Here is a 25,876-nt window from a genome sequence, read left to right on the forward strand (position 1 = left end):
TGGTCCCGGTCTGTTGCGGGCCGGGCTACCCAACTTTACTTCCGGGTAAAGCCTGTGCGCTGTTCACCTGTTCACCCGGGCGGTGGTCTGTCCGTCGAACGGGAGTGTGCGGAGCGGTGGAGGGCGAGGGGCCGGGCCGTCCGCGTCTTCCGACTACATAGCGTGCCCGTCTTCGTCGATCAAATCGCGTACTGTGGCAGGCTGGGAGAGAATGGGGCGTTCGGCTCGGGCGGACCGGGCCCGGCCGGTGTGACGAGTCGACAGGACACTTCGAGGTGAACCGCGTGAGATCCGGGGACGGTGGCCGCCACCGGGGTGACGAGCCGCTCGCGGCCTCCTGGTACCCCAGTTCCGAGCGGGAGGACCGCGCGGGAGGCGGCACCGGTGGCAGGCGCCGTGCCAGGAGGGTGCGGCGCTACGGGTGGGGAATCTATGCGATCCCCGCCCTGTTGGTGCTCACCGTGTTCGCCGTCGTGGGAATGCCGAGGGATGCTCCCGGCACGCGGAGCGGTTCGGTCGACGGCGCCGGGCAGACGTCCCGGAACGACACCGCCCCCGTGGTCACGGAGGGGCCGAAGGACGGCGAGTACGACTCCGGGTTGAAGCCGCCCGAACTGCCGCCCGGAGCGCCGATCCCCCGTTCGGGCTCGGGCACGTTCGAGGTACTGCCCGGACGGACCGAGGCGGTGGGCTCGGGACGGCTGTACGAGTACACCGTCGAGGTGGAGAGCGGTGTACGCCTGCTGGAGGGCAACGACTCCTTCGCCAGGCTGACCGAGCAGACCCTCAGCGATCCGCGCAGCTGGACCAACCCCGAGGCCGGGGGGATATCCCTGCGCAGGGTCGGGGCCAACGGTCCCGCCCCCGACTTCCGCGTCACCCTGGTCAGCCAGCACACCGCCCGTGAAGTGTGCGGGTACGACGAGGGGCTGCCCTACGACTCCTCCTGCCGGATCGGGGAACGCGTCTACATCAACGCCGCCCGCTGGGTGCGGGGAGCCACCTCCTTCGACGGGGACATCGGCACCTACCGGCGCTATGTCGTCAATCACGAAGTCGGCCACTTCTTCGGCAACGGCCATGTGGGCTGTCCGGAACAGGGGCAACTCGCCCCGGTGATGATGCAGCAGACCTTCAGCCTGTCCAACGACGTGCTGCACCGGCTGAACGAGCGGGTCTCCCAGGGTACGGAGATCCCGGAGAACGGCTTCGTGTGCAAACCCAACGCCTGGCCCTTCCCGCTGGGGGAGGCGGGGAAGTGACCTCCCGGGAGTTGTCCCACCCCGTGGGAGTGTCTTGGGAGGTGGAAGACCATCGGCCAGGCTTGCGTTACACGATGCGATGGCGCGCGGTGGGCAGGCTGGGTGGCCCTACCGGCCGGCAAGCCGTGGCCGCCGAACGTCAACCGCACATCCAGGTAACGCAGGAGGAGCTGGGAGATGACCGGCAACACGTCCCCCCAGGGAGCGGCCGGTAACGGCACGGCGCTCCCGCCGCTGGTGGAGCCCGCCGCGGAACTGACCAAGGACGAGGTCGCGCGCTACAGCAGGCACCTGATCATCCCGGACGTCGGGATGGAGGGGCAGAAACGTCTGAAGAACGCCAGGGTGCTGGTCATCGGAGCGGGCGGGCTGGGCAGCCCGGCGCTGCTCTACCTGGCCGCCGCCGGTGTGGGCACACTCGGCATCGTCGAGTTCGACGAGGTCGACGAGTCCAACCTGCACCGTCAGATCATCCACGGGCAGTCCGACCTCGGACGTTCCAAGGCCGAGTCCGCCCGCGACTCGATCGCCGAGGTCAACCCGTTCGTGCGGGTCAACCTGCACCAGACGCATCTGACCTCGGACAACGCGCTCGACATCTTCGCCGACTACGACCTGATCCTGGACGGCACGGACAACTTCGCGACGCGCTATCTGGTCAACGACGCCGCCGTCCTGCAGGGCAAGCCCTACGTGTGGGGCTCCATCTTCCGGTTCGAGGGCCAGGCGAGCGTCTTCTGGGACACCTACGGTCCGAACTACCGCGACCTCTACCCCGAGCCCCCGCCGCCGGGAATGGTGCCCTCGTGCGCCGAGGGCGGCGTGCTCGGTGTACTCTGCGCCTCGATCGGATCGATCATGGTCAACGAGGCGATCAAGCTCATCACCGGCATCGGCGAGACCCTGCTCGGCAGGTTGATGATCTACGACGCGCTGGAGATGAGCTACCGCACCGTCCGGATCCGCAAGGATCCGAACGCGGACAAGGTCACCGAGCTCATCGACTACGAGAGCTTCTGCGGCGTGGTCTCCGACGACGCCCAACAGGCCGCCGCCGACAGCACCATCACCCCGCTGGAGCTGAAGAGCAAGTTCGACTCGGGCGAGAAGTTCGAACTGATCGACGTCCGGGAACCGCACGAGTACGACATCGTGCACATCGAGGGGTCGAAGCTGATCCCCAAGGACCGGATCCTGTCCGGCGAGGCGCTGGCCGAACTGCCCCAGGACCGGCAGATCGTGCTGCACTGCAAGTCGGGAGGCCGTTCGGCCGAGGCGCTCTCGGCGCTGCACAAGGCCGGGTTCTCGGACGCGGTGCACCTCGGGGGTGGTGTGCTCGGCTGGGCGAACCAGGTGGACACGAGCCTGCCGACCTACTGAGCGGAACGGGGGTCTCCCGGGCGGTGGGCACACCCGCGCCGGGAGGCCGTACCACCGCCGAGTGGACCCGGAACGGTGTCGGCGTGTCGTCTTGATCGCTTGAGTTCGTGCTGTCCCGGAGCGCCTCCACCGGGATCGTTCGGGTTGCGGGTAGCGTCTGGCGCGTGAGTGCTACGGCCGAGCCACCTCCCACCCACGTGCGTGCCGCGTTCGGTGCCCGTGGGGAGGAGGTCGAACTTCTGGAGGGCGGACTCGCCTGGCGGTGCGGCGGGGACGAGGGTGTGCTGCTCAAGCTGGCGGCGAACACCGCGGAGGCCGCCTGGGTGGCCCGGGTGCTGGACACGCTCGATCCCGAGGAGATGCGCTTGGCGCGTCCGCTGCGTTCCACCGACGGAAGGTGGGTGGTTTCCGGATGGTCGGCACGGCGGGACCTCGTCGGCCGTCCCGAACCCCGGCACGACGAGGTCGTCGCCATGTCCCTGCGGTTGCACTCCGCCACCGGCGGCTTGGAGAAGCCGCGTTTCCTGGACGCCCGCCGGGACATCTACGCCCTCGCCGACCGCGTGGCCTGGGGAGAGGAGGACGTGGTGCTTCCCGAGGACAACGGCGGCAGGCTGTTCGACGTGCTGGCCGGTTCGCGTCGCCCCGTCACCCTGCGTTCCCAGGTGGTGCACGGCGACCTCTTCGGGAACGTGCTGTTCTCCGGAAACGCCCCTCCCGGACTGATCGACTTCGTTCCGTTCTGGCGACCGGCGGAGTGGGCCGCGGCGGTCGTGGTGATCGACGCGCTGGCGTGGGGAGGATCGGATCCGGCCATCGTGGAGCGGTGGTCGCATCTGGCCGAATGGCCCCAGGTGCTGTTGCGGGCCCTGCTGTTCCGGTTGGCGTTGCACGCGCTGCACCCGCGTGCGGGGGAGAGCTCGCTGGCCGGTCTGGAGCACGCCTCGCAGACCGTGCTGGAACTGTTGTAGTGCGCCCTGCCGCCGGGGAAACCTCCGGGACTCTGCGTCCGGTACGGGGCTGCCGGCGTCCCCACGCGGTCTCGCGGCCACACTCGGGCGGGGGCACTGCGTCGACCGACGGAAGGTGAACTGTGGGTGACACGGACGAACCGTTACGGGGCTACACGGTCGGGGTGACGGCCGAGCGCAAGGCCGAGGAGCTGGCTTCGCTGCTGGAACGACGGGGAGCCGGCGTGCTGCGCGCGCCCGCGATGCACACGATCCCGTTGCCGGCGGACGGGGAACTGGCCGAGTCCACCGCACGGGTGCTCGCGGCCGAGGTGGACTACGTGGTCGTGACCACCGGCATGGGGTTTCGCGGGTGGATGGAGGCCGCCGACGCCTCCGGTGACGGTGCGGCGCTGCGCGCGCGGCTGTCGCGGGCCGCTCTGCTGGCCCGAGGGGCCAAGGCCCGGGGTGCCGTCCGCGGCGCCGGACTCCGGGAGACCTGGAGCGCTCCCTCGGAGGAGACGCGGGAGGTGCTGGACTACCTGCTCGCCCGGGATCTGCGGGGCAGGCGCGTGGTCGTGCAGGTGCACGGCGAACCGATGCCGTGGTTCCGGCAACGTCTCGCCGAGGTGGGTGCCGAGGTGCTCGCCGTGACGGTCTACCGCTGGACCGACCCGCTGGAGCCGGAGAAGCTGGACGAGCTCGTCGACGAGGTGATCGCGGGGCGGGTGCACGCCCTGACGTTCACCAGCGCCCCCGCCGCGCGGAACCTGCTGGGGCGGGCCGAGCGCACCGGCCGTCTCGACCGCTTGCGTGCCGCCTTGCACGACGGTGTGCTGCTCGGCTGCGTGGGACCGGTCACGGCCGCGCCGCTGCGCGAGGCGGGACTGTCCTGTGTGCTGCCGGAGCGTGCGCGCAACACCTCGTTGGTGCGGACGCTGGCGGAGCGGCTGCCGTCCGCGTCCTGAGCGTGCTCGGAGGCCTCCGGGGCGTCGTTCAGGGGGTGGGTGACCAACGGTGGCGGGCCATGTCCACCCGACCGCCGTCGGCGAGCACGCCCTCGGCCCGGAGTCGTTCCAGCTGGTGGTGACGCAGCTGCTCGGCCACCGTGCCGTCCGAACGCAACACTCTGTGCCAGGGGAGGTCCGCTCCGTCCTCGGCGAGGATCCGTCCGACCAGCCGGGCCGAACGAATCCCGGCGTGCCGGGCCACGTCGCCGTAGCCGAGCACCTTTCCCTGCGGGATCGAGGCCACCACGTCCCGCACTCGTTCCCAGGTCCGTTCGTCCACCGGCGAAGTCTCGCACACCGGGCGTGGCGCGGGCGACACGCCTGTCACCAGGTGTTCGGGAGGCACCGGAGGGCATGATTCCATCGGAGGAGTGTCGACCTTCTCCGCCCCGTTCCTCGTACGTCCCGGTGAACGGACCCCGCCACGACTGCACTGGTCCGAAGCGGAGCGTCGCGTCATCGACGGGAACACCGGCTTCCTGCGGGTGCTCGGAGGCCCCGGGACGGGAAAGACCACCCTGCTGGCCGAGGCGGTGGCCGCGCGGCTGATCGACGGCAGGGCCACGGCCGACGACACGTTGGTGCTGACGGCCAACCGGACGACGGCGGCGTTGATGCGCGATGTCATCAACAGCAGGCTGTCGGCGGGGGAGGCCACGATGAGCACGGGACGTGCCCCGCTGGTGCGTACCGTGCACTCCTACGCCTTCGGGGTGCTGCGGCTGCGGGCCGTCCGGCAGGGCGAAGCGCCCCCGAGGCTGCTGAACGGCCCCGAGCAGGACGCGTTCGTCCGAAGTCTGCTCGACGGGGACCTGGAAGACGGTGCCGAGTACTGGCCGGAGTCGCTGCGCTCCGCACTGCACACCGACGGTTTCGTGAGCGAGCTGCGGGACCTGCTGATGCGTGCGGCCGAACGGGGGATCGGCCCGGAGGAGCTGAGGGAACTCGGGCGGCGGCACGACCGTCCGGAGTGGGTGGCCGCCGGCACCTTCGGGGTGCAGTACGAGCGGGTCACCCGGTTGAGCAGTTCCTTCGGTGGGGCGGCGCCGCTGTTGGACGCGGCCGGACTGGTCTCCACCGCGCTGCGGGCGCTGGACTCCGATCCCGAGCTGCTGCGTGCCGAACGCCGCCGGGTGCGTCATCTGCTGGTCGACGACGCCCAGAACCTGGACCCCCAGCAGTACCGGCTCTGTTGTCGGGTGGGTGGGACCGCCGAGGAGTTCCTGCTGTGCGGGGATCCCGACCAGGCCGTCTTCTCGTTCCGCGGGGCCGATCCGCGGTGTCTGACCGAAGCGGACTCCGGAGCGCGAACGGTGGTGCTCGACACCGGCCGTCGCATGTCCGGGCGGGTGTGGCGTGCGGTGCGCCGGCTGTCCGAACGACTTCCCGGGGCCGGTGAACAGCGTCGGGTCCGGGAAGGACCTCCGGAAAGTACCGAGCCCGGGGCGGGTGAACCGGACGGTGCCGACGGTGGGCGTGGGAGCGTGCGGGTGCGCCTGCTGGCCTCGCAGGCCCAGCAGGCGAGTTGGATCGCGGACCGGCTGCGCCGGGCGCATCTACTACACGGGGTGCCCTGGTCGGACATGGCCGTGATCGTCAAGTCGACGGGGTTGTCCCTGCCCGTGCTGCGCAGGGCGTTGCTCGCCGCCGGGGTGCCGCTGGTGCTGACGGACGAGGAGGTGCCGCTGGCCCGGCGTTCGGTGGTGCGTCCACTGTTGACCCTGTTGCGCTGTGCGACCCGTCAGGACGAGTTGGACTCGGAGACCGCCGAGTACCTGCTCGGTTCCCAGCTGGGCGGTGCCGATTCGCTCGCGCTGCGCCGCCTGCGTCGCGGTCTCCGGAGGCTGGAGCTGGCCGCGGGGCGGGACCGTCCGAGCGGAGAGGCCCTGGTCGAGGCGTTGTGGGACGTCGACAGGCTCGCCGCGCTCGGGGAGGAGACGAGCGCTGCCGCCCTCCGGATCGCCGGGTTGCTGGACACGGCGGCGCGTTCCCACGAGCGGGGCGACAGCGTGGAGGAGGTGCTGTGGCGGGTCTGGAAGTCCAGTGGCCTGGAGTCGGAACTCGCGGAGCGTTCCCGCCGGGGCGGGGTCGGCGGCGCGCGGGCCGACCGGGACCTGGACGCCGTGGTGGCGTTGTTCGACGAGGCCGCGCGGTACGTGGACCTGCTGCCGGGAACGGACCCCGCCTCCTTCGCCCGGTATCTGGAGCAGCAGCACATCTCGGGGGACACGCTGGCTCCGCGCGCCCCCGACGGGGAGGCCGTTTCCGTGCTGACCGCGCACGCCGCGGTGGGACGTGAGTGGGAGGTCGTGGCCGTTCCCGACGTTCAGGAGGGGATCTGGCCCGATCTCCGGTTGCGGGGGTCGCTGCTCGGCGTCGAGCGGCTGGTGGACGTGCTGTCCGGGATGGAGGATCCCGACGTGCTCTCGGCCTCGGCTCCACTGTTGGCCGAGGAACGACGACTGATGATGGTGGCCGCGAGCAGGGCGCGGAGCACGCTGCTGGTGACGGCGGTGCGCGGGGAGGAGGAGCAGCCCTCCAGGTTCCTGGACGAACTGGACGGCACCGACGAGTTCCCGGAGCAGCCGCGTCCGCTGTCCCGCCCCGAACGGGGACTCAGCCTGCCCGAACTGGTGGGCGAGCTCAGGCGGGTGGTCACCGAGGCGGACACCTCGCCGCGGCGACGTCGCCGTGCCGCCGAACAGCTGGCCAGGATGGCCGCGGCCGGGGTTCCCGGCGCCCATCCGGACAGCTGGTACGGACTCGCCGAGCCCTCCACCTCGGACCCGTTGGTCTCCGAGGGCGGCGAGGTGCGGGTCAGCCCCTCCACGGTGGAGGTGCTGTCGACCTGTCCACTGCGGTGGATGATCGAGCGCCACGGAGGTCGGGACGCGGCCGAACTGGCTTCGGTGGCCGGGACCGTCGTACACGCGCTCGTGCAGGCCGCCGCCGAGGGGGCCGACCGAACCCGCCTGGAGGAGGCCCTGGAGCGGGCTTGGGAGTCCGTGGACGCGGGGGCACCGTGGTACTCGCGTCGGGAGCGGGAGCGGGTGCGCGGGATGCTGGAGTCCTTCCTTCGGTGGCTGCACTCCTCCCGTTCCGAACTCGAACAGGTCGCCGTGGAGCGGGAGCTGGACCTGCGGGTGCCCGCCCGTGAGGGAGGGCCGTGGCTGCGGCTGCGCGGCAGGGTGGACCGTCTGGAGTCCGACGGGGACGGCAGACCCGTGGTGGTGGACGTGAAAACCTCCAAGGAACCGGTGAGCAGGGACCAGGCCCGGCACCATCCCCAGTTGGCGGTGTACCAACTCGCCGCGGCGTTGGGAGCGTTCGGCGAGGGGGACGAGGTCCGTCCGGGCGGTGCCCGGCTGGTCTACGTGGCCAAACCCGAGGCCCGCAGCGGGGCGGCGACCGAGCGGGTGCAGGAGGCTCTCGACGAGGAGTCGGTCCGGGTGTGGCTCGACGTGGTCCACGAGGCCGCGGCCGCCAGCACCGGCCCCGGGTTCCTCGCGGTGGAGAACGCCGACTGCCCGCGCTGCCCGGCCCGCACCAGCTGCCCCGCGCACTCCTCCGGAAGGCAGGTCGGACAGTGATCACACCACAACGCCTCGCCCAGGCGCTCGGGCTGCCCGAGCCCACACGGGAGCAGGCCGAGGTCGTCGGAGCCCCGGCGGAACCGACTCTGGTGATCGCCGGGGCCGGTGCGGGGAAGACGGAGACGATGGCGGCACGGGTGGTCTGGCTGGTGGCCAACGGGCTGGTCACCCCCGAGCGGGTGCTCGGGCTGACGTTCACCCGTAAGGCGGCCCGTCAGCTGTCCGACCGGGTGCGTGCCCGGTTGCGGAGGCTGGCCGGTTCGGGGCTGCTGGAGGAGGTGGATCCCTCGGGGGCGCTGCGCGCGCGGGTGCTCGCCGAGGAACCCACCGTGCTGACCTACCACGCCTACGCGGGTCGGCTGGTGGCCGAACACGGCCTGCGCGTGCCGGTGGAGCCGGGAGCGCGGCTGCTTCCGGAGACGGCTTCGTGGCAGCTGGCCCACCGTGTCGTGTCGGGGTGGACTGCCGATCTGGACACCGACAAGGTCCCCGCGACGGTGACCGAGCACGTGCTCTCGCTGGCGGGGGAACTGGCCGAGCACCTGGTCGAGCCGAGATGGGTGCGCGAGCACGCCGAACGGGTGGCGGCGTTGGTGGAGAACGCCCCTCCGGAGAAGCGCCAACCCGCCAAACCGTCCCAGCACTTGCAGAGGATGGTGGCCGCCCAGCGGCTGCGCGCCGCACTGCTGCCCCTGGTCGAGGCCTACACCGCGCGGAAACGCGAGAACGCGGCCATGGACTTCGCCGACCAGATGTCGCTGGCCGCCCGGCTGGCGCGGGATCACCCCGAGGTGGTCGACGGGGAGCGGTCCCGCTTCGGGGCGGTGTTGTTGGACGAGTACCAGGACACGGGCCATGCCCAGCGTGTGCTGCTACGGGCGCTGTTCGGCTCCGCCGAGCGGGCCCCACTGCCGGTGACCGCCGTGGGGGACCCGGCGCAGGCGATCTACGGCTGGCGGGGTGCCAGCGCCGCGAACCTGCCCCGCTTCGCCACGGACTTCCCCCGCGCCGAGGGTGGGCGGGCCGTCGCCGCGCGGCGCTACGGTCTGCTCACCAGTTTCCGCAACCCGCGGGGAGTGCTCGCCCTGGCCAACACCGTCGCGGAGCCGTTGCGGGACGGTGGGGTGGAGGTCGAGCGGCTGCGTGCCCGACCGGACGCTCCCGAGGCCGACGTGCGCCTCGCCCTGCTGGAGGACGTGCGTGCCGAGCGGACCTGGGTGGCCGAGCGGATGGCCCACCGCTGGCACGCCGTCGTGGAAGCCGAGGGGAGGCCGCCGACGGCGGCCGTGTTGGTGCGGCGGCGTGCGGACATGACGCCCGTGGCGGAGGCGCTGCGTGAGCAGGGACTGCCCGTGGAGGTGGTCGGGCTCGGCGGGCTGCTGGACGAACCGGAGGTCCGAGACCTGGTCAGCGCGCTGCGCGTGCTGGTCGACCCCCTGGCCGGCAGCGCGGCGATGCGGCTGCTCACCGGCTCCCGGTGGCGTCTCGGAGCCGCCGACCTGGCCGCCCTGTCCGCCCGGGCGTCCGAACTCGGAACCACCGGTGGTGACCAGACCCCGGAGGAAGTGGAGGACGCGTTGTCCGCCTCGCTGCCCGGGGAGCAGTCCGAGCGGGCCGGGCTGGTCGACGCGATCGACGATCCCGGTGACCGGCAACACTACTCCGAGGAGGGATACCGCCGGATCCGCAGGCTCGGCGGGGAACTGGCCGCGCTGCGGAGGCGGCTGGACCAGCCGCTGCCCGAGTTGGTGGCCGACGTGGAGCGCACCCTGCTGCTGGACATCGAGAGCATGGCCCGGCCCGACGGGGTGGGCAGGACCCATCTGGACGCGCTGTCCGAGGTGGTCACGGAGTTCGCCACGACCAGCCCGACGGCCACGCTGTCCGCGCTGCTGGACTACCTGTCCACCGCCGAACACGCCGAGGACGGTCTCGAACCCGGGGAGGTGGAGGTCTCCGAGGACAGGGTGCAGGTGCTCACGGTGCACGCGGCCAAGGGGCTGGAGTGGCGACTGGTGGCGGTCCCCCACCTGGTGACGGGGGTGTTCCCGGGTAGGAGGAAGTCCTCCTGCTGGCTGCGCTCCGCCCCGGAGCTGCCCCCGGACCTGCGCGGGGACGGTCCCGACCTGCCGCGTCTGGATCTCGACCGGCTGGAGGGAGCCGGTCGTAAGCAGGTGCAGCGGGAGCTGGACGAGCACGACGACGAGTTCGAGCGGCGGCGTTTGGCCGAGGAGCGTCGGCTCTGCTACGTGGCGCTCACCCGTGCCGAACACACCCTGCTGCTTTCCGGCCACCGTTGGGGGGAGAGCGGGAACAGCCCCAAGGCGCCCTCCGCCTTTCTGGAGGAGGCCGCCGAGGTGCTGCGGCAGCACGACTCCGTCGGGGCGCTCGAACACTGGGCCCCGGAGCCGGACGAGGGGGCGGAGAATCCGCTGGGCCGACGGCAGCACAGCGTGCGCTGGCCCGCCGACCCGCTGGGGGAGCGCAGGCGGGCCGTGTCCGAGGGGGCCGAGCTGGTGCGGGCGGCCCTGGAGGAAAGCGGGGAGGTCGTCGACCCCGCGGAGGCCGAGCCCGACGAGGAGCTCGACGAGGAGGTGCGCCGCTGGAGCCGGGATGTGGACGTGCTGCTGGCCGAACGCGACGGAGCCCGGGACGAGGAACGGGTGCGGCTGCCCGACCAGCTCTCGGTGAGCCAGCTCGTCGACCTGGCCGAGGACCCCGAGCGTTTCGCGCGTGAACTGCGCCGCCCCATGCCGAGCCCACCCAATCCGGTCGCGCGTCGGGGCACCGCCTTCCACGCGTGGCTGGAGCGGCGGTTCACCTCGGAGGCGTTGTTCGAGTTGGACGAGCTGCCCGGGGCCTCCGACGAGACCGCGACGCGGGACGAGCGGTTCGAACAGCTGCGCGAGGCCTTCCTCGCCGGGGAGTGGGCCGATCGGACGCCGTACCGCACCGAGGTTCCCTTCGAGACCCGGATCGCGGGGGTCGTGGTGCGCGGCAGGATGGACGCCGTCTTCTCCGACGCGGACGGGGGGTGGACGGTGGTCGACTGGAAGACGGGGGCGGTTCCGGACGAACGGCGCATGTCCGCCACGACGGTGCAGCTGGCCGCCTACCGGCTGGCCTGGTCCGAGATCTCCGGGACGCCCTTGGAGCGGGTGCGGGCCGCGGTGCACTACGTGCGGCACAACCGGACGCTGCACCCCACGGACCCGTTGGACGCCGAGGGGCTGCGCAAGCTGATTCTCTCGGTCCCCTCGGAGGAGTAAGCCCGTGGTCGCGTTCACCGGAACGGGGTGGGGAGTTCCCGAGCAAGGCCGGGTGTCGTCCCGTCCTGGGCGGGAAGGCGACGCCGAAAACCACACGTTCGTGTGGTGTAGCTTGTATTCGGGTGTGTCCACACAGGAACATGCCCGCGATGTCGCAGATTACGGAAACCAAACTCGACGCCTCGTCACGAACCGAGGTGTCCGTGGACGAGGATGTGCTCGCGTTGCGGTCGCCGCTCGTTCAGGTACGGCGGGACGAACAGGGCTCGTGGTTCTTCGAGGGGCCCGGTGGGAGCTCGGACTCCACGGTGCGGACGGTGCTCGGTGCCGTGGTGAACGCCTGGCCCCACGTGGCCGCCCTGGGGGACCTGGAGCCGGGCAGGTCGGCGATCTGGTCCTGGCACGACCACGGCTGGACCAGTGAGTTCGAGTGCACCTGCGGTGAGTGCGAACAGCCCGCTCCGGTGGATCTGGACCGCCGCAGCTGGCCCGCCGATCTGGACCCGGAAGCGCTGGTGAGTGTGGAGGAGACCGCCCTGTCCGGGCAGGTCGTGCTCTCCGACATCCTGTACACCTCCGGAAGGATCGCGTTGCTCGGCGTCGGTGAGCAGAACCGTTCGAGCGAGGAGATGACCTCGGTGGCCATGGCCAACGTCATCCGGCGCTGGCCGCACACCATGCGCGCCCTGCGGTCGGTGCGGTCCGGCTATCTGCTGAGGTGGAACCCGGAGAGCCTGAACTGGCACGAGTACGAGACGGTCTGACCGGCACCCCGGAGCGTCCGGCTCGCGGGGAAGGCCGCTCCGTCGCCCAGAGCACCCGTGCGGCGCGGGGCGGCCACCGCGCTCAGTCGGAACGGGCGGCCGCGTTGCCGTCCACGATCACGCCCGCGTTGCCGGTGTTCTCCGGGTGGTGCCGCAGCAGCCGTTCGTAGAGCAGCTCCCACAGCCACCTCTCGAACAGGGACGTGCCGAACTCGGTTCTGCGGTCCTCCGGGGCGAGAACCAGTTCGGCAGGCCCTCCCCGGTGTGCGGTGACCGCTCCGATGCCGTAGTAGTCCAGCTCGGTCAGTGCCCAGGGGCGATAGGGGTGGTTGCCGGGAAGCACCGCCGCGCACGGGGCCACCGTGATCAGAGTTCCGCACGCCCGCGGGGCCTTCCGTGCCTTCGAGACGCGTACCAGCAGCCCGACCAGTTCCACGGCGGGCACGGGCACCCGGTCGTGGGTGTCCTCCTCGGCCCAGGAACGGATCCGTGCCGGATCGGACTCGGGCGGCCATCCGTGTGCGGTGCGCCACTGGTGCACGTCGAAGAGCAGTCGGGCCACGGCGGTGAACCTGGAGCCGAGGACCTCCAGGTCGGACACGAGATGCCCGTTCCAGTCGAGGGCGCGAGCCGCGTGCTCAAGCTGCTGCACCGAGGAATGGTAAGCAGAACAGCTCACGATCAAACAACTCCGCACGCGTTCGACAGTCAAAGTGTTACCGAGTGGTGTCCCGGCATATGCCGGACGGGCTCGCCGGTCCAGGGTAGCCGACGGGCACCTGGCTCGGCGGTTCGTGTCCGAGCGTGTCGCGACGACGGACCGTGTGGGAGCGCGGGAGCCGTGGTGTGAACGTGGTCCACCGACGGGCGGGTACGGAGTCCGGGCCGTGCCGGGAACGTTACGGTGCTCGCCTGTGGACAAGCACGTTCGCCGAACCACCCGCTTCGGACGTTCCCTGTCCGGAGGCCGCACGGAGTCAACCCTGACCGACAGGCTCACGGACCGGCCGGATCACGCGCTGGTCGGGGTGGTCCGGATGCCCACGACGGCCGTGGGACCAGTGCGGTCGATCATCCGCCGGATCATCGGTGCCTGCCTCGCGCTCGCGGTCACCGTGCTGCTGGTGTACCTGGACCGGGACGGCTACAGCGACACCGACGGAACCCCCTTGAGCGTGCTGGACGCCCTCTACTACGCCACCGTGTCGCTGTCGACCACCGGATACGGCGACATCGCGCCGGTGTCCCCCTCCGCGCGGCTGGTGAACGTGCTGGTGATCACTCCGTTGCGGGTACTGTTTCTGATCGTGCTGGTGGGCACCACGCTGGAGGTGCTCACCGAGCGGTCCCGTCAGGCATGGAAGATCCAACGCTGGAGGTCCAGGGTGCGCGACCACGTGGTCGTCATCGGCTACGGAACCAAGGGCAGGTCGGCGGTGACGGCACTGCTCGGGGACGGGCTGGAAGCCGGCAACATCGTCGTGGTGGACACCGATCCCACCGCGCTGGAGGCCGCCTCCTCGCTCGGGCTCGTCACCGTCAACGGTTCCGGTACCCGTTCGGACGTGCTCCGGGTGGCGGGAATCCCGCGCGCCCGGGCCGTGGTGGTCGCCCCACCCCGCGACGACACCGCCGTGCTGGTCACGCTCACCGCGCGGGAACTCGCCCCCAAGGCCCAGATCGTCGCCGCCGTGCGGGAGGCCGAGAACGTGCACCTGCTCCGTCAGTCCGGAGCCGACTCGGTGGTCATCTCCAGTGAGACCTCCGGGCGGCTGCTCGGGATGGCGACCTCGACCCCCTCGGTGGTGGAGATGTTCGAGGACCTGCTCAGCCCGGATCTCGGACTGGCCATCGCCGAGCGCGAGGTGGACCGCACCGAGGTCGGGGGTTCGCCGCGGCACCTCTCCGACATCGTGTTGGGACTGGTGCGGGACGGGCAGCTCTACCGGGTGGACGCTCCCGAGGCGGACGCGATCGAGGAGGGGGACCGGCTGTTGTACGTGAAGAAGGTGAGCGAGCCTTCCTGAACGGGTACCACCGTTCCTGACGCCCCGCCGGGGTGGTCCCGGTTCCGCCGTGGCCGGTGTTCGACGGCTTCCGGCATCCGTCCGGAGGACCGAGTCAACACCGTCGTGATCTCGGGGTCCACGCGGTGCCGTGCCGATGGGGGAGGAAAGGGCACACGGACCCCGGCGGAACGGTACCGCCGGGCGGATCGCGAGATCGGACGAGGTGACAACGGTGACCACGCACTCGGTGGAACGGACCCGTGTTTTCTGGGTGACTCCGGAGGACGACGTCCGGCAGCACGCGACGCTGTGCGAGCCGCCCGAGGAGGGAGGTCCGGTGGAGGTGTTGGGAGGGCACCAGCCGGTGCACGCTCCCGCCAGGAAGGAACCCGGGCAGTACCAGATGTGGCACACCCGCCCGTTCTGCGAGCGGTGCTTCACCGCCTACCTGAGCCTGCCGGTGACCCCGCCGGAGGCCGCGGGCTGATCCGGGCCCGCCGAGGGTCCTCCTCCGCCGTGCACGCCCCCGGGACTTCGCGGCGGCGACCCGCCGGGGATCTGGGAGTATCACCCCGTGGGGCGAACGGGTGGTTCGACGTCGGTGCTGCTGGCACTGCTCGCTCTCGGGGTGCTCGGGGCCACGGCGCTCGTGTTCGTCCGGTGGCCGCTGGGCGAGTTCGGCGGTTTCTCCGGGGGCCGGACTGTGCCGGCCACGGTGGTGCGCAGCGCCGACTGCGGGGGCGACAACGCCCACGACCTGGTGCGGCTGCGGCTCGACGGCGTGGCGACCCGGGTGCCGTTCGACGGGTGCGGACATCCCGAGGGGCAGCGGCTGCGGGTGCGTGTTCCGGACCGGCCGGGCGGTGAGTTCCTCGCGCACCCGGCCGGAAGCAGCGCGGCCGAGCGGGCCGACTCCGACTTCGAGCGGCGCCTGGAGTGGGTGCTCGGGGTACTCGCCGCCGTCGCGGGCGGGGGCTATGCGCTGATGCTGGTGGACAAGAGCGGGCGTCTGCCGGGTTGAGCAGCGTCGAGGCGGTGTGCCGGCGGCGACGAACCGTCGGAGCGTGGACACACCGGGTGGTCGCGAGGGTGCTCACCGCGAGGACGGAGGACGCACGTAGGCTGAAGGACATGGTCGAACCGCAACCGCATCGCCTCACCCTGCCCAACGGGCTGCGCGTGGTGCTGGCGCCGGATGCCGAACCCGGAGCGGACGCGCCCGGCGGGCCCCCGGTGGTCGGTATCAGCGTGCACTACGACGTGGGATTCCGTTCCGAGCCGCAGGGACGGACAGGTTTCGCGCACCTGTTCGAGCATCTGATGTTCCAGGGCAGCGAGAGCCTGGAGAAGCTGGCCCATTTCCGCCACGTACAGGGCTCCGGCGGTATCTTCAACGGTTCGACGCACCAGGACTACACGGACTACTTCCAGGTGCTGCCGTCCAACGCCCTGGAACGCGGACTGTTCCTGGAGGCCGACCGGATGCGCGCCCCCAGGATCACCGAGGAGAACCTGCGCAACCAGGTGGACGTGGTCAAGGAGGAGATCCGGCTCAACGTGCTCAACCGCCCCTACGGCGGTTTCCCGTGGATCCTGTTGCCTCCGGTGCTGTACTCGACCTTCGCCAACGCGCACAACGGTTACGGGGACTTCACCGATCTCGAACAGGCGACGGTGGAGGACTGCGCCGCCTTCTTCGACACCTACTACGCACCGGGCAACGCGGTACTCACCGTCGCGGGTGACATTGACGTCGACCACGCCGCCGAACTGGTGCACAAGCACTTCGGTGACGTGCCCGCCCGGCCGGTCCCGGAACGCCCGTCCTTCGACGAGCCCTACCCGGAGACCCAGCAGTGGGGCCGTCACCGGGATCCGCACGCCCCGCTGCCCGCCGTGGCGCTGGGGTACCGTCTGCCCGATCCCGTCGAGGAGCTCGACAGCTATCTGGCCAACGTGGTGCTGGGCGAGATCCTCACCGACGGGGACGCCTCGCGGCTGCAACAGCGGCTGGTCTACCGGGACTCGCTGGTCGTCGACATCCACGCCGGTGCCGGGCTCATGGGGGCTCCGCTGGACGCGCGGAACCCGGACACGTTCACCATCACGGCGGCGCACAGCCCCGGAGTCTCCACCGAGCGCGTGATGGAGGCCGTCGACTCCGAACTGGACCGCCTGGCCACCGAGGGGCCGACCTCCGAGGAGCTCTCCCGGGTGGCCGCGCGGTGGTCGGCCGAGCTCTACCGGGACCACGACCGACTCATCTCGCGCACGCTGGACCTGGGAAGCACCGAGTTGCTGCACGGCAGGGCCGAGCTGGTCGGGGAACTGCCCGAACGGGTCGGCGCGGTCACCGCCGAGGACGTGGCCGCCGCCGCGAAGGCGCTACGTCCGGAGACGCGGGCCGTCCTCGAAATCGAACCGACCAACGACTCCGAGGGAGGTGCGGCATGACCGGCGCGACCCACCGCAGTGCCGAAGAGATCGGACGTACCGAGCGGGGACCGAGGCCGCTGCCGGAGCTGGGCGAGCCGCGCCCCGGACGCCAGCCGGAGGTGGTGGACACCGTCCTGGACAACGGTCTGCGGGTGCTCGCGGCCCGGCACGGCTCGGTGCCCATGGTGGAACTGCGACTGCGCATCCCCTTCGCCGGGGACGACCCGAGTCATCCCGCCCGCGCCGAGGTGCTCGCCGAGACGCTGCTCACCGGAACCGAACGGCGCGACCGGGTCCGGATGGACACCGACCTGGCCGCCGTCGGCGGCACCTTGCAGGCCAGCGTGGACCCGGAGCGGCTCAGCGTCACCGGTGACGCGCTCGCCAGCGGCATGGACACCCTGCTGGACGTGCTCAACGACGCGCTCACCGGGGCCACCTACCCCGAGCACGAGGTGAACGGGGAACGGGAGCGACTCGTCGAGCGGATCACCGTGGCCCGGTCGCAGCCCCGTGTCATCGCCCGGGAGGAGTTGCAGCGGCACCGCTACGGGGGCCACCCGTTCGCCCGGGAGGTCCCCCAGGCCGCCGACGTGGCCGAGGTGACCACCGAGCAGGTGCGTGAGCTGCACAGGCGGGCGGTGCTGCCGCGCGGCTCCACGCTGGTGCTGGTCGGCGACGTGGATCCGCACGAGGCCGTGGACGCGGTGAGCAGGGCCTTCTCCGGCTGGCAGTCGACGGGCAGCGCCCGCGAGCTGCCGGAGCTGCCTCCGGTCGAGGGAGGAGACGTGCGACTGGTGCACCGGGAGGGCGCGGTGCAGTCCCAGTTGCGTTTCTCCGCCCAGGCGGTCCCCCGCACCGACGAGCGCTACCCGGCCCTGCAGATCGCCAACCTGGTGTTCGGCGGGTACTTCTCCTCCCGGTTGGTCGAGAACATCCGCGAGGACAAGGGCTACACCTACGGAGCCCACTCGACGTTCGAGTTCACTCCCGGGAACGGAACGATCCTGGTCGACGCGGACACGGCCAGCGAGGTCACGGCCGCGGCGCTGCTGGAGATCCGTTACGAGTTCGGCCGGTTGGCCCTGAACCCGCCGACGACCGCCGAGGTCGAGTCGGCGCGTCAGTACGCCATCGGTGGTCTGCTCACCTCCACCTCCTCGCAGGCGGGGCTGGCCTCCACCCTGATGAACCTGGCCGCGCTCGGCCTGGGACAGGAGTGGCTGGCTTCCCACCCGGACCGACTGCGGGCGGTCACGGTGGACGAGGTGGCCGAGGCGGCGCGGTGGTACGTCCCGACCGCGTTCACCGGGGTCGTCGTCGGCGACGCCGACCAGCTCGGCGGGCAGCTCCGCGGACTCGGTGGTGTGACGCTGCCGTGACGAGCCGTACGGACCGGTCCGTGAGCGGACCCGCGGGTGGCGGGGGAGACTTCCAACTGGACAGTTCACCGCTGTTGTCCCGTTCCCCGGTCGAACTCGCGGACGCGCCGCGGGACGATCCCGCGGCCGCCGCGGAACTGTGGCGTCACGGCAGAGTGCTGCTGGTGGACGAACGGGGCCGTACGCCCGCGGGTCCCTCCGGCGCGTTGCGGTGGTGGGACTCCGCCGAACTCGGGAACCGTCCGGACGCGGTGCTGCTGGGCGTTCACGAGGGGCTCGCGCGCTGGGCGGTGCGTACCCCCGCGCGTGACTCCGGTTCGGAGTGGAGGGACCTGCGTCTGCTCGGGGACTGGCTCGGTGACGCCGAGGCCGGGTTGCTCACCACGGCGGTGGGGCTGCTGGCCTGGCACGACCGGGCGCGGTACTGCGCGGTGTGCGGCGCGGGCACCGAACGGGTCCGCAACGGGTGGGCCCGGCGCTGCGGAGGATGCCTGCACGAGGAGTACCCGCGTACCGACCCCTCGATGATCTGCCTGGTCCACGACGGCGCCGACCGGGTGCTGCTCGCCCGGAAGGCGGGGTGGCCGAGTGAGCGCTTCTCGGTGCTGGCTGGCTTCGTGGAGGTCGGCGAGTCCCTGGAGGGCTGTGTGCGTCGGGAGGTCCGCGAGGAGGTGGGGGTGCGGGTCTCTGGCATCCGGTACCTGGGCAGCCAGCCGTGGCCGTTCCCCCGGTCGCTGATGGTGGGTTTCGCCGCCGAGGCCGATCCGGACGAGCCGTTGTGTCCCGCCGACGGGGAGATCGCCGAAGCACACTGGGTGCACCGCGATCTGGTTCGGCGGGCCCTGGAGGAGTCCGGGCCGGTGCGCGGCATCCGATTACCCCCGGGGATATCCATCGCGCACCGCATGTTGCGTGGCTGGGTACTGCGACGGGACTGAGAGCACCTTCCCGGTTCGGCGGCCGGACACGCGCCCTCGGGGTCGGGGTGTGGCCCCGGTCAAGTCGACCTCTCTGCGAGGATGCGCGACATGACCGATCGGGCGCGACTGTTGGAGGGACTCGATCCGCAGCAGCGCGCGGCGGTGACCGCCCCGCGCGGTCCGGTGTGCGTGCTGGCCGGGGCCGGTACCGGCAAGACCCGGACGATCACGCACCGCATCGCCCATCTCGTGCAGCGGGGACTCGTGGTCCCGCAGCAGGTGCTGGCCGTCACCTTCACCGCCCGTGCGGCCGGGGAGATGCGGACGAGGCTGCGCGGGCTGGGGGCCGACGGCGTGCAGGCCCAGACCTTCCACGCGGCGGCGTTCCGGCAGCTGCGGTACTTCTGGCCCCGCGTGCTGGGGGAGGAACTGTGGTCCCTGGTCGAGCACAAGTTCCGTCTCGTGGCGCAGGCGGCCGGTCGACTCGGCCTGTCCACCGACTCCGACGCCGTCCGGGACCTGGCTTCCGAGATCGAGTGGGCCAAGGCGAGCCTGCTCACTCCGGAGCGCTATCCGGACGCCGCCGCACGGCGCGGGCGCGACTGTCCCGTGCCCCCCGAGAGTTTCGTGCGGCTCTTCGAGGGCTACGAGCGGGCCAAGAACGCGGCGAAGGTGCTCGACTTCGACGACCTGCTGTTGCACACCGCCGCGTTGCTGGAGGACTCCCCGGAGGTCGCCGAGGAGTTCCGGGCCCGGTATCGCACTTTCGTGGTCGACGAGTACCAGGACGTCACCCCGTTGCAGCAGCGCGTGCTGGACGTGTGGTTGGGCGGACGGGACGACCTCACCGTGGTCGGCGACGCCAACCAGACCATCTACTCCTTCGCCGGAGCCGAGCCGCGGTGGTTGGTCGAGTTCCCCCGCAGGTACCCGAAGGCCGAGGTCGTCCGTCTGGAACGGGACTACCGCTCCACTCCTCAGGTGGTCGGTCTCGCGAACAGGGTCATCGCCGCGGGTGGGGCGGCCGACACCTCGACCGGGCTCACCCTGGTCGGACAGCGTCCGGACGGCCCGGCGCCCGGCTTCGAGGAGTACGACAACGAGGCGGCCGAGGCGGCGGGTCTCGCCCGGGCGGTGGCCCGGCTGGCGGGCGAGGGGGTGCCGCTGTCCGAGATGGCCGTGCTCTACCGGATCAACGCCCAGTCCGAGGTCTACGAGCAGGCGCTGGCCGAGGCAGAGATCCCCTACCAGATCCGGGGTGGGGAGCGTTTCTTCGCCCGTACCGAGGTGCGGCGGGCGATGTCGGCGCTGCGCGTGGCGGCGAACGGTGCCCGGCGTGAGGAGGAACTGCCGAGCAGGGTACGTGAGGTGCTGGCCGAGGTGGGGCTGACCGGGACCGCCCCCACCGGTGGGACGGCGCGGGAGCGGTGGCAGTCGCTGAACGCGCTCGCCGAGCTGGCAGACGAGCTCTTCGCGACCGATCCGGAGGCCGATCTGCCGCGTTACGTGGCCGAACTGGACACGCGGGCCGCTGCCCAGCACCCTCCGACCATGGAGGGGGTCACGCTGGCCTCGTTGCACGCGGCCAAGGGGCTGGAGTGGGACGCGGTGTTCCTGGTGGGTCTGGTGGAGGGGGCGCTTCCGATCCAGCACGCCCAGGGGGACGAGACCTCCGTGGCCGAGGAGCGGCGTCTGTTCTACGTCGGGGTGACCCGGGCCAGGAGGCACCTGCGGGTCTCCTGGGCGCTGTCCCGGGGCCAGGGGGGTGGCCGCAGGCGCAGACCCAGCAGGTTCCTGGCCGGTCTGGCCTCCGGGGCGGCGGGCCACGGACGGGGCGGGAACCGTGCGGGTTCCGGAACGCGACGCCGTTCCGCGGCGGCCCGGTGCCGTCTCTGCTCGGCGGAGCTGACCTCGGAGGCCGAGACCCGGACCGGGCGTTGCGCGGACTGTCCCTCGGACGCGGACGAGGAACTGTTGACGAGACTGCGCAGCTGGCGCAGGGAACGCGCCAGGCAGCTGCGGGTTCCCGCCTACGTGGTGTTCCCGGACTCGACCCTGTTGGCGATCGCGGAGCGGCGTCCGACCGACACCGAGGCGCTGGCGGACATATCCGGGGTCGGTGCCACCAAACTGGAGAGGTTCGGTGCCGACGTGCTGTCGTTGGTCAACGGGTCGGCGTAGCGGTGAGTTGTTCGGCGTGGAATCTTTTCGCTGGTCATGGTGATGTGAAAAATCGGTTGCGCGGCGTGGGTTCCGCGGAATAATCTCCGTCGGGACAGGCCGGTGCGACCTTCTCGCATCCGGCGCGGACTCGGGAAAGGTGGTGGCTCGCGATGTCGAGGATGGGTGCTCGCGTGTCGTCGGGCTACCACGTCGTTGTGACATCCCTCGCGTGGATTTGTGGCAAGGGCGTGCTCGGTGCGAAACGACACGTCCGTCGTGCTGCCCAGCAATGGATGTTCCACGGGTGGTCCGTGCCGGAACGAAGTGGTTGAGCTGCCTGTCGAGTAGCCTCGTTCTTTCGGCCGCGGACCCCGGTGGGGTCCGCGGCTTTTTTGATGCGTTCCCACGAGGAGTAACTCTGTCCATAGTGGATTCACATGTGAACGGGGAAGAGAACGGATCCGAAGACTCAGGAGGAGAATCCATGCCGACCGGCGGTGCCCCGGTGGTGACCGGGGACGAGACCGGCAGCCCCAAGGAGACCGTTTCCGCCCTGCTCGGTGCCGTACCCAGCACCGACGAGTACCTGCCCTGTCGAAGGGATCCGGACCTGTGGTTCGCCGAGAAACCGTCCGATCTGGAGAGGGCCAAGCGGTTGTGCGGTGACTGCCCGATCAGGACCGAGTGCCTGGCCGGAGCGCTTTCCCGCGGGGAACCCTGGGGAGTCTGGGGCGGCGAGATCGTCGAACAGGGAACGGTGGTCAGTCGGAAGCGGCCGCGTGGCAGGCCGCGTAAGTATCCGAGAACCGACACCCCCGTGGGGAGGAATGCCACCAGCGCCGAAAAGGTGGCTTGATTCCTCTGAACGGGTGAATTTCGCGGAACGAGTGTAGGAGGACGAGAACGAATGTTTCCCGAGGAGACGGCCCGACTACGGGCCGCCGAATTACGCGCGGAGGCCGAACGGGAACGGTCGGCGCACGGCCCGCCCGCCGTCCGTTCCCGTGCCGGGCGCGCCTTTTCCGCGATGATCAGGGCGGTGGCCCGGAAATGCTTCCGGCGCTGACCGAGGGATCTCCGGAGCGGGGCCGGAAAGAACGCGCGGGTCGGTCCGTGGGCACGGGGGAACGGACCGTGTTCGGCAGCACGTCGTCGGGAGCGGCCCCACCGGCTGGCGGGGTAGGCTCGCCGCCATGCACGGCCATTCCTACGACGACATCGACTGGGACACCCGACTACGACAACTGAGGGAAAACGACGAACTGACCGCCGCCGAGATCGGGCGGCTCGCGGCGGCTCTGGTTTCACAGGGGGAACACTGCCGGTCGGTGGTCGACATCGGTTCCGGAGCGGGAGGAGCGGCGGCCGCCTTCGCCTCCGCTCTCCCCAGCGGAGAACTCACCCTGGTGGACTCCGCACCGGAACTGCTGGCCGAGGCACACCGCCACGCGAGCGAGGCGGCCGGTGACCGGGTACGGGTGCGCAGCGTGCGGGCCGACGTGGCCGCGGACGACCTGTCCGCCGTGGTCGACCAGGCGGACCTGGTGTACGCCTCCCTGGTGGTCCACCATCTGCCGGACCAGCTCGCCGGGCTGCGCAGACTGTCCGAACTGGTACGCCCCGGAGGGCGACTGGTGGTCGTGGAGACGGGTCTGTGGCCCCGCGTGCTTCCCTGGGACGTGGGGGTCGGGCGGCCCGGTCTGGAGGACCGTCTGCTGGCGGCCCGGCAGGCGGAGTTCCGCGAGATGCGGGAGGGGATGCCGGAGGCCGCGCGGCTGCCCATGGGCTGGACCTCGGCGCTGAAGGAGATCGGCCTGCGCGAGGTCACCTCGTGGAGCTACCTGGTGGACTGGCCCGCCCCGGCCACCGGCCACGTGCTCAACGTGGTGCTGCGTCGACTGGAGTCGCTGCGTACGGTGGCCTGGACCGGCTGTTCGGCCGCCGACTTCGACGCGCTCGAACAACTGCTGGACGAACAGGGGCCGCACTACGCCGGCAACCGTGACGACCTCTACTACCTCTCCGCGGACACCGTCTGCGTGGGAACCAGGCCGGTCTGACCTCGTCTCGCGCCGGACCCGCCACGAGGTCTCCCCGGGGAAGGGTTCACTCCAGGAACCCCGGCTGCCAGGTGGCGACGATCTCCCTGGCGGCGACCTCGGCGTCGAGTTGGCAGAGGATCCCGGTAGCCCCCAGGGTCACCCGGTGGATCAGCAGGTAGTCCGGGGGAAGATTCAGCGACCGTCCGGTTCGGAACTCGGGACTGCGCAGGTCACCCACGCGATCAGCCTGGTGCTGTAACCACGAACGAGTGAAGTGGAAGGTCTCGGTGCGGACCGGGTCGACGAACGGGCCGAGATAGGCCTGCACGTCCTCGGCCCGCAGGGTGGAATCGGTGTGCACGAAGCGATCGGCCCGCAGCAGCTCCATGAGCTCCTCGGCCCGGTCCTCCAGGGCCAGCCGTACCATCCTCCCCAGCGTGCGAGGCAGCCCCTCCGGCAGGCGGGCCACGGCACCGAAGTCGATCACGGTCAACCTTCCGTCCGGCAGCAGCCGGAAGTTGCCCGGGTGCGGATCGGCGTGCAGCAGTCCCACTCGGGCCGGGGAGGAGAAGTGGAACTCGCTGAGCAGCCTGCCCGCGCGGTCGCGCTGCTCCCTGCTGCCGTGGTCGATGATGTCCGCGAAGGGCTCGCCCGCGACCCACTCGCTGACCATGACCTTGGGGGAACTCGCCACCACCCTGGGCACGTGCACCGACTCGTCGTCGGCGAAGGCCGCGGCGAAGGCCCGCTGGTGGTCGGCCTCCAGCCGGTAGTCGAGTTCCTCGACCATGCGGTCCTGAAGCTCGTTGAGCAGCGGTTTGACTTCAGCCCCGGGCAGCAGGGACTGGAACAGCCGGGAGAAACGCATCAGCTGACGCAGGTCGGCCCGCAGCGCCTCGTCGGCTCCCGGATACTGGATCTTGACCGCGACCGGGCGGCCGTCGTGCCAAAGCGCCCGGTGCACCTGGCCGATGCTCGCCGCCGCGGCCGGGCTCTCCTCGAACTCGGCGAAGCGCCGACGCCAGTCACTGCCGAGCTGTTCGTCCAGTGTGCGCCGCACACTCGTCTCCGACATCGGCGGGGCCGTGGCCTGCAGTTTGGACAGTGCCTGGCGATACGGTTCGGCCAGTTCGTCGGGAACCGCCGCCTCGAACACACTCAAAGCCTGGCCGAACTTCATCGCCCCGCCCTTGAGCTGTCCGAGTACCTCGAACAACTGCTCGGCGGTGCGGGCGGAGAAGTCCGCCTGGACCGTCGCCGCGTCCTGACCGGTGAGCCGCCTTCCCCACCCTGCGGCCATCCTTCCCGCGGCACCCAGCGGCAGGCTGGCCAGTTTGGCGGTACGCTGCGCCGCTCGGCGGGGAACGTCGGTCACGGTAACTCCCTTCGGTCGGCAGGTGACGAGAGTGGCAACCACCCTCGGACACACGCCTACGGGTTCACCGCCATGTTAGAGGTATTCGCACAACCGTGTACAAGATCGTCACGGGCGAATTCTCTTCTGTCGGTGCGATGGGAGTCCGCCGCGTCGTACGGAGGTCTCGGCCGGCAGCGCCGACCTCGCGGGCGTTCGTCGGCGGCCGTGCCCGATTTTTCCGGTGTCGAGGACGAGGGCCGACCGAAAGGGGTCAGCGTTGGCCGTCCTGGGCCTTTCCGAGAATGCGTGTCATTTTCGTTCCGCACACCGGGCAGGTTCCCTTGGCCATTCTCCTGCCGTTGGTTTCGGAGATCTCACCGGTGAAGTCCCGTTTGGCACGGCATTTCACGCAGTATCCGTTGTAGGTCTCGGCCACGGTCGCCTCCTTCGAACCGGACTCCGGATCCCGGGACACCGGTCGGTGTCGATCCGGACTACGCTGGGCAAAAGGTACCCGTGGGCGGGACGGCGCGCATGGGCGTGCCGTATCGCGAGTTCGTGTGAAACTACGGGGCCGTCTCGGTCACTGCCGGTGTTGGTGCGAGGTGGCGCACACCCGTCCCGGAACGAAAACCCCGGAAAGTCGATCTGCGTCCGGGATCACAGCCCCGCACCGTGAACACGAAAGACTCGCTAAGCTCCCGGGGCGTGTCCGAGGAACCGCGGGTGGAGGTGCGCCGCAGCAAGCGCAGGCACAGAACGGTCAGCGCCTATCGCGACGGGGACCGGGTGGTCGTGCTGCTCCCGGCACGGATGAGCCGCAGCGAGGAGCGAAGCTGGGTCGAGGAGATGCTCAGCAGGCTCCGACGCAACGAGACCAGGAAGAAGTCCCCCGCCCGGGAGTCGGACGCCGCCCTGCTGAGGCGGTGCGGCGAACTCTCGGAGCAGTACCTGGACGGACGGGCCGTTCCCCAGGGGATCCGGTGGGTGGCACCCATGCGCACCAGATGGGCCTCCTGCACCCCCGGTGAGGGCACCATCCGGGTCAGCCGCAGGCTCCGGCAGGTTCCGGGCTGGGTGCTCGACTACGTGCTGGTGCACGAACTGACCCACCTGCTGGTACCCGGGCACGGGCCGGACTTCTGGGCCTGGGTGAACCGCTACCCGCGCACGGAGCGGGCCATCGGCTACCTGGAGGGGCTGGTCGCCGCCGGGCAGCTCGAACTCGACGACGTCGACTCGTGACAGCGGCCGCGGGGCGGACCCGCCCGTCCCGAGGACCCCGTGTCACCGGTCGAGCGGGGCCAACACCGGCCCCGGGCGGGGCCGGTGGTCAGAC

22 protein-coding genes are annotated in these 25,876 nt (G+C 70.9%); 18 read left to right on the top strand and 4 right to left on the bottom strand.

The window, feature by feature from the left end:
- The first annotated feature begins 284 nt into the window (after positions 1–284).
- The 4 genes from ACTMO_RS0103435 to ACTMO_RS0103450 all read left to right on the top strand — a co-directional run bounded on the left by ACTMO_RS0103435 (position 285) and on the right by ACTMO_RS0103450 (position 4,560).
- Positions 285–1,262 carry a DUF3152 domain-containing protein gene (locus tag ACTMO_RS0103435; RefSeq protein WP_019853266.1) on the top strand — a complete coding sequence of 326 codons (978 nt, stop codon included), beginning with the start codon at positions 285–287 and terminating at the stop codon, positions 1,260–1,262.
- A 177-nt stretch (positions 1,263–1,439) separates the two neighbouring features.
- Positions 1,440–2,642 (top strand): adenylyltransferase/sulfurtransferase MoeZ, encoded by a 1,203-nt coding sequence (gene moeZ, locus ACTMO_RS0103440; protein ID WP_019853267.1) that lies wholly within the window; start codon positions 1,440–1,442, stop codon positions 2,640–2,642.
- Between the two features lie 164 nt (positions 2,643–2,806).
- A complete protein-coding gene (locus ACTMO_RS0103445; protein ID WP_084792037.1) occupies positions 2,807–3,613 on the top strand; it encodes a TIGR02569 family protein in 807 nt (268 codons plus the stop codon).
- A gap of 122 nt (positions 3,614–3,735) precedes the next feature.
- A complete protein-coding gene (locus tag ACTMO_RS0103450; protein ID WP_019853269.1) occupies positions 3,736–4,560 on the top strand; it encodes a uroporphyrinogen-III synthase in 825 nt (274 codons plus the stop codon).
- A 28-nt stretch (positions 4,561–4,588) separates the two neighbouring features.
- Here the strand turns inward: ACTMO_RS0103450 and ACTMO_RS0103455 are convergent, their stop codons facing one another.
- Positions 4,589–4,882, bottom strand: coding sequence for an MGMT family protein (locus ACTMO_RS0103455; RefSeq protein ID WP_019853270.1), 294 nt, complete (start codon positions 4,880–4,882; stop codon positions 4,589–4,591).
- A 91-nt stretch (positions 4,883–4,973) separates the two neighbouring features.
- Here ACTMO_RS0103455 and ACTMO_RS0103460 point away from each other — a divergent pair, with 91 nt between their 5' ends.
- The 3 genes from ACTMO_RS0103460 to ACTMO_RS0103470 all read left to right on the top strand — a co-directional run bounded on the left by ACTMO_RS0103460 (position 4,974) and on the right by ACTMO_RS0103470 (position 12,228).
- Positions 4,974–8,192 (top strand): ATP-dependent helicase, encoded by a 3,219-nt coding sequence (locus ACTMO_RS0103460; RefSeq protein ID WP_019853271.1) that lies wholly within the window; start codon positions 4,974–4,976, stop codon positions 8,190–8,192.
- The gene (locus tag ACTMO_RS0103465; RefSeq protein ID WP_019853272.1) at positions 8,189–11,464 is read left to right on the top strand and encodes an ATP-dependent helicase; all 3,276 of its coding nucleotides are present in this window, start codon (positions 8,189–8,191) and stop codon (positions 11,462–11,464) included. The genes ACTMO_RS0103460 and ACTMO_RS0103465 overlap by 4 nt, the downstream gene beginning before the upstream one ends.
- A gap of 149 nt (positions 11,465–11,613) precedes the next feature.
- Positions 11,614–12,228 (top strand): hypothetical protein, encoded by a 615-nt coding sequence (locus tag ACTMO_RS0103470; protein ID WP_019853273.1) that lies wholly within the window; start codon positions 11,614–11,616, stop codon positions 12,226–12,228.
- Positions 12,229–12,310: 82 nt separating this feature from the next.
- Here the strand turns inward: ACTMO_RS0103470 and ACTMO_RS0103475 are convergent, their stop codons facing one another.
- Positions 12,311–12,880 (bottom strand): hypothetical protein, encoded by a 570-nt coding sequence (locus ACTMO_RS0103475; protein WP_033401486.1) that lies wholly within the window; start codon positions 12,878–12,880, stop codon positions 12,311–12,313.
- Positions 12,881–13,265: 385 nt separating this feature from the next.
- Here ACTMO_RS0103475 and ACTMO_RS0103480 point away from each other — a divergent pair, with 385 nt between their 5' ends.
- The 10 genes from ACTMO_RS0103480 to ACTMO_RS0103525 all read left to right on the top strand — a co-directional run bounded on the left by ACTMO_RS0103480 (position 13,266) and on the right by ACTMO_RS0103525 (position 23,198).
- Positions 13,266–14,255 carry a potassium channel family protein gene (locus tag ACTMO_RS0103480; protein WP_342670117.1) on the top strand — a complete coding sequence of 330 codons (990 nt, stop codon included), beginning with the start codon at positions 13,266–13,268 and terminating at the stop codon, positions 14,253–14,255.
- Between the two features lie 214 nt (positions 14,256–14,469).
- On the top strand, positions 14,470–14,724 hold the full coding sequence (locus tag ACTMO_RS20175; protein ID WP_033401676.1) for a hypothetical protein: 255 nt from the start codon (positions 14,470–14,472) through the stop codon (positions 14,722–14,724).
- An 87-nt stretch (positions 14,725–14,811) separates the two neighbouring features.
- Positions 14,812–15,258: a hypothetical protein gene (locus tag ACTMO_RS0103490; RefSeq protein ID WP_019853277.1), complete on the top strand. Its 447-nt coding sequence runs from the start codon at positions 14,812–14,814 to the stop codon at positions 15,256–15,258.
- A gap of 110 nt (positions 15,259–15,368) precedes the next feature.
- Positions 15,369–16,691 (top strand): M16 family metallopeptidase, encoded by a 1,323-nt coding sequence (locus tag ACTMO_RS0103495; RefSeq protein ID WP_026448838.1) that lies wholly within the window; start codon positions 15,369–15,371, stop codon positions 16,689–16,691.
- Positions 16,688–18,055, top strand: a complete 1,368-nt coding sequence (locus tag ACTMO_RS0103500) for a M16 family metallopeptidase (RefSeq protein ID WP_019853279.1) — start codon at positions 16,688–16,690, stop codon at positions 18,053–18,055. The genes ACTMO_RS0103495 and ACTMO_RS0103500 overlap by 4 nt, the downstream gene beginning before the upstream one ends.
- Entirely contained in the window at positions 18,052–18,993 is a 942-nt protein-coding gene (nudC, locus tag ACTMO_RS0103505) for an NAD(+) diphosphatase (protein ID WP_019853280.1), read from the top strand. Before ACTMO_RS0103500 ends, nudC begins: the two co-directional genes overlap by 4 nt.
- Before the next feature lie 90 nt (positions 18,994–19,083).
- Positions 19,084–21,156, top strand: coding sequence for an ATP-dependent DNA helicase UvrD2 (locus tag ACTMO_RS0103510; RefSeq protein WP_019853281.1), 2,073 nt, complete (start codon positions 19,084–19,086; stop codon positions 21,154–21,156).
- A 466-nt stretch (positions 21,157–21,622) separates the two neighbouring features.
- Complete coding sequence (locus ACTMO_RS0103515; protein WP_019853282.1) at positions 21,623–21,994, top strand: WhiB family transcriptional regulator; 372 nt, start codon at positions 21,623–21,625, stop codon at positions 21,992–21,994.
- Between the two features lie 51 nt (positions 21,995–22,045).
- Positions 22,046–22,204 (top strand): hypothetical protein, encoded by a 159-nt coding sequence (locus ACTMO_RS22765; protein WP_019853283.1) that lies wholly within the window; start codon positions 22,046–22,048, stop codon positions 22,202–22,204.
- Positions 22,205–22,331: 127 nt separating this feature from the next.
- Entirely contained in the window at positions 22,332–23,198 is an 867-nt protein-coding gene (locus tag ACTMO_RS0103525; RefSeq protein ID WP_019853284.1) for a class I SAM-dependent methyltransferase, read from the top strand.
- 46 nt (positions 23,199–23,244) lie between these two features.
- Here ACTMO_RS0103525 and ACTMO_RS0103530 read toward each other — a convergent pair whose 3' ends face one another.
- Positions 23,245–24,555: an ABC1 kinase family protein gene (locus ACTMO_RS0103530; RefSeq protein WP_019853285.1), complete on the bottom strand. Its 1,311-nt coding sequence runs from the start codon at positions 24,553–24,555 to the stop codon at positions 23,245–23,247.
- Between the two features lie 253 nt (positions 24,556–24,808).
- Complete coding sequence (locus ACTMO_RS23225; protein WP_169509039.1) at positions 24,809–24,973, bottom strand: DUF5679 domain-containing protein; 165 nt, start codon at positions 24,971–24,973, stop codon at positions 24,809–24,811.
- A 272-nt stretch (positions 24,974–25,245) separates the two neighbouring features.
- On the opposite strand from ACTMO_RS23225, the gene ACTMO_RS0103540 reads away from it, so the two are divergent.
- Positions 25,246–25,782, top strand: coding sequence for a M48 family metallopeptidase (locus tag ACTMO_RS0103540; RefSeq protein WP_019853287.1), 537 nt, complete (start codon positions 25,246–25,248; stop codon positions 25,780–25,782).
- The last annotated feature ends 94 nt before the right edge of the window (positions 25,783–25,876 follow it).

Origin of the sequence: Actinopolyspora mortivallis DSM 44261, assembly GCF_000384035.1 — a bacterium.
GTDB classification, from domain to species: domain Bacteria; phylum Actinomycetota; class Actinomycetes; order Mycobacteriales; family Pseudonocardiaceae; genus Actinopolyspora; species Actinopolyspora mortivallis.

Coding starts and splice junctions, on each gene's coding strand:
- moeZ (WP_019853267.1), top strand. CDS start 1,440: ATGACCGGCAACACGTCCCCCCAGGGAGCGGCCGGTAACGGCACGGCG.
- ACTMO_RS0103470 (WP_019853273.1), top strand. CDS start 11,614: ATGTCGCAGATTACGGAAACCAAACTCGACGCCTCGTCACGAACCGAG.
- ACTMO_RS0103480 (WP_342670117.1), top strand. CDS start 13,266: ATGCCCACGACGGCCGTGGGACCAGTGCGGTCGATCATCCGCCGGATC.
- ACTMO_RS0103495 (WP_026448838.1), top strand. CDS start 15,369: ATGGTCGAACCGCAACCGCATCGCCTCACCCTGCCCAACGGGCTGCGC.
- ACTMO_RS0103500 (WP_019853279.1), top strand. CDS start 16,688: ATGACCGGCGCGACCCACCGCAGTGCCGAAGAGATCGGACGTACCGAG.
- ACTMO_RS0103510 (WP_019853281.1), top strand. CDS start 19,084: ATGACCGATCGGGCGCGACTGTTGGAGGGACTCGATCCGCAGCAGCGC.
- ACTMO_RS0103515 (WP_019853282.1), top strand. CDS start 21,623: ATGCCGACCGGCGGTGCCCCGGTGGTGACCGGGGACGAGACCGGCAGC.
- ACTMO_RS22765 (WP_019853283.1), top strand. CDS start 22,046: ATGTTTCCCGAGGAGACGGCCCGACTACGGGCCGCCGAATTACGCGCG.
- ACTMO_RS0103525 (WP_019853284.1), top strand. CDS start 22,332: ATGCACGGCCATTCCTACGACGACATCGACTGGGACACCCGACTACGA.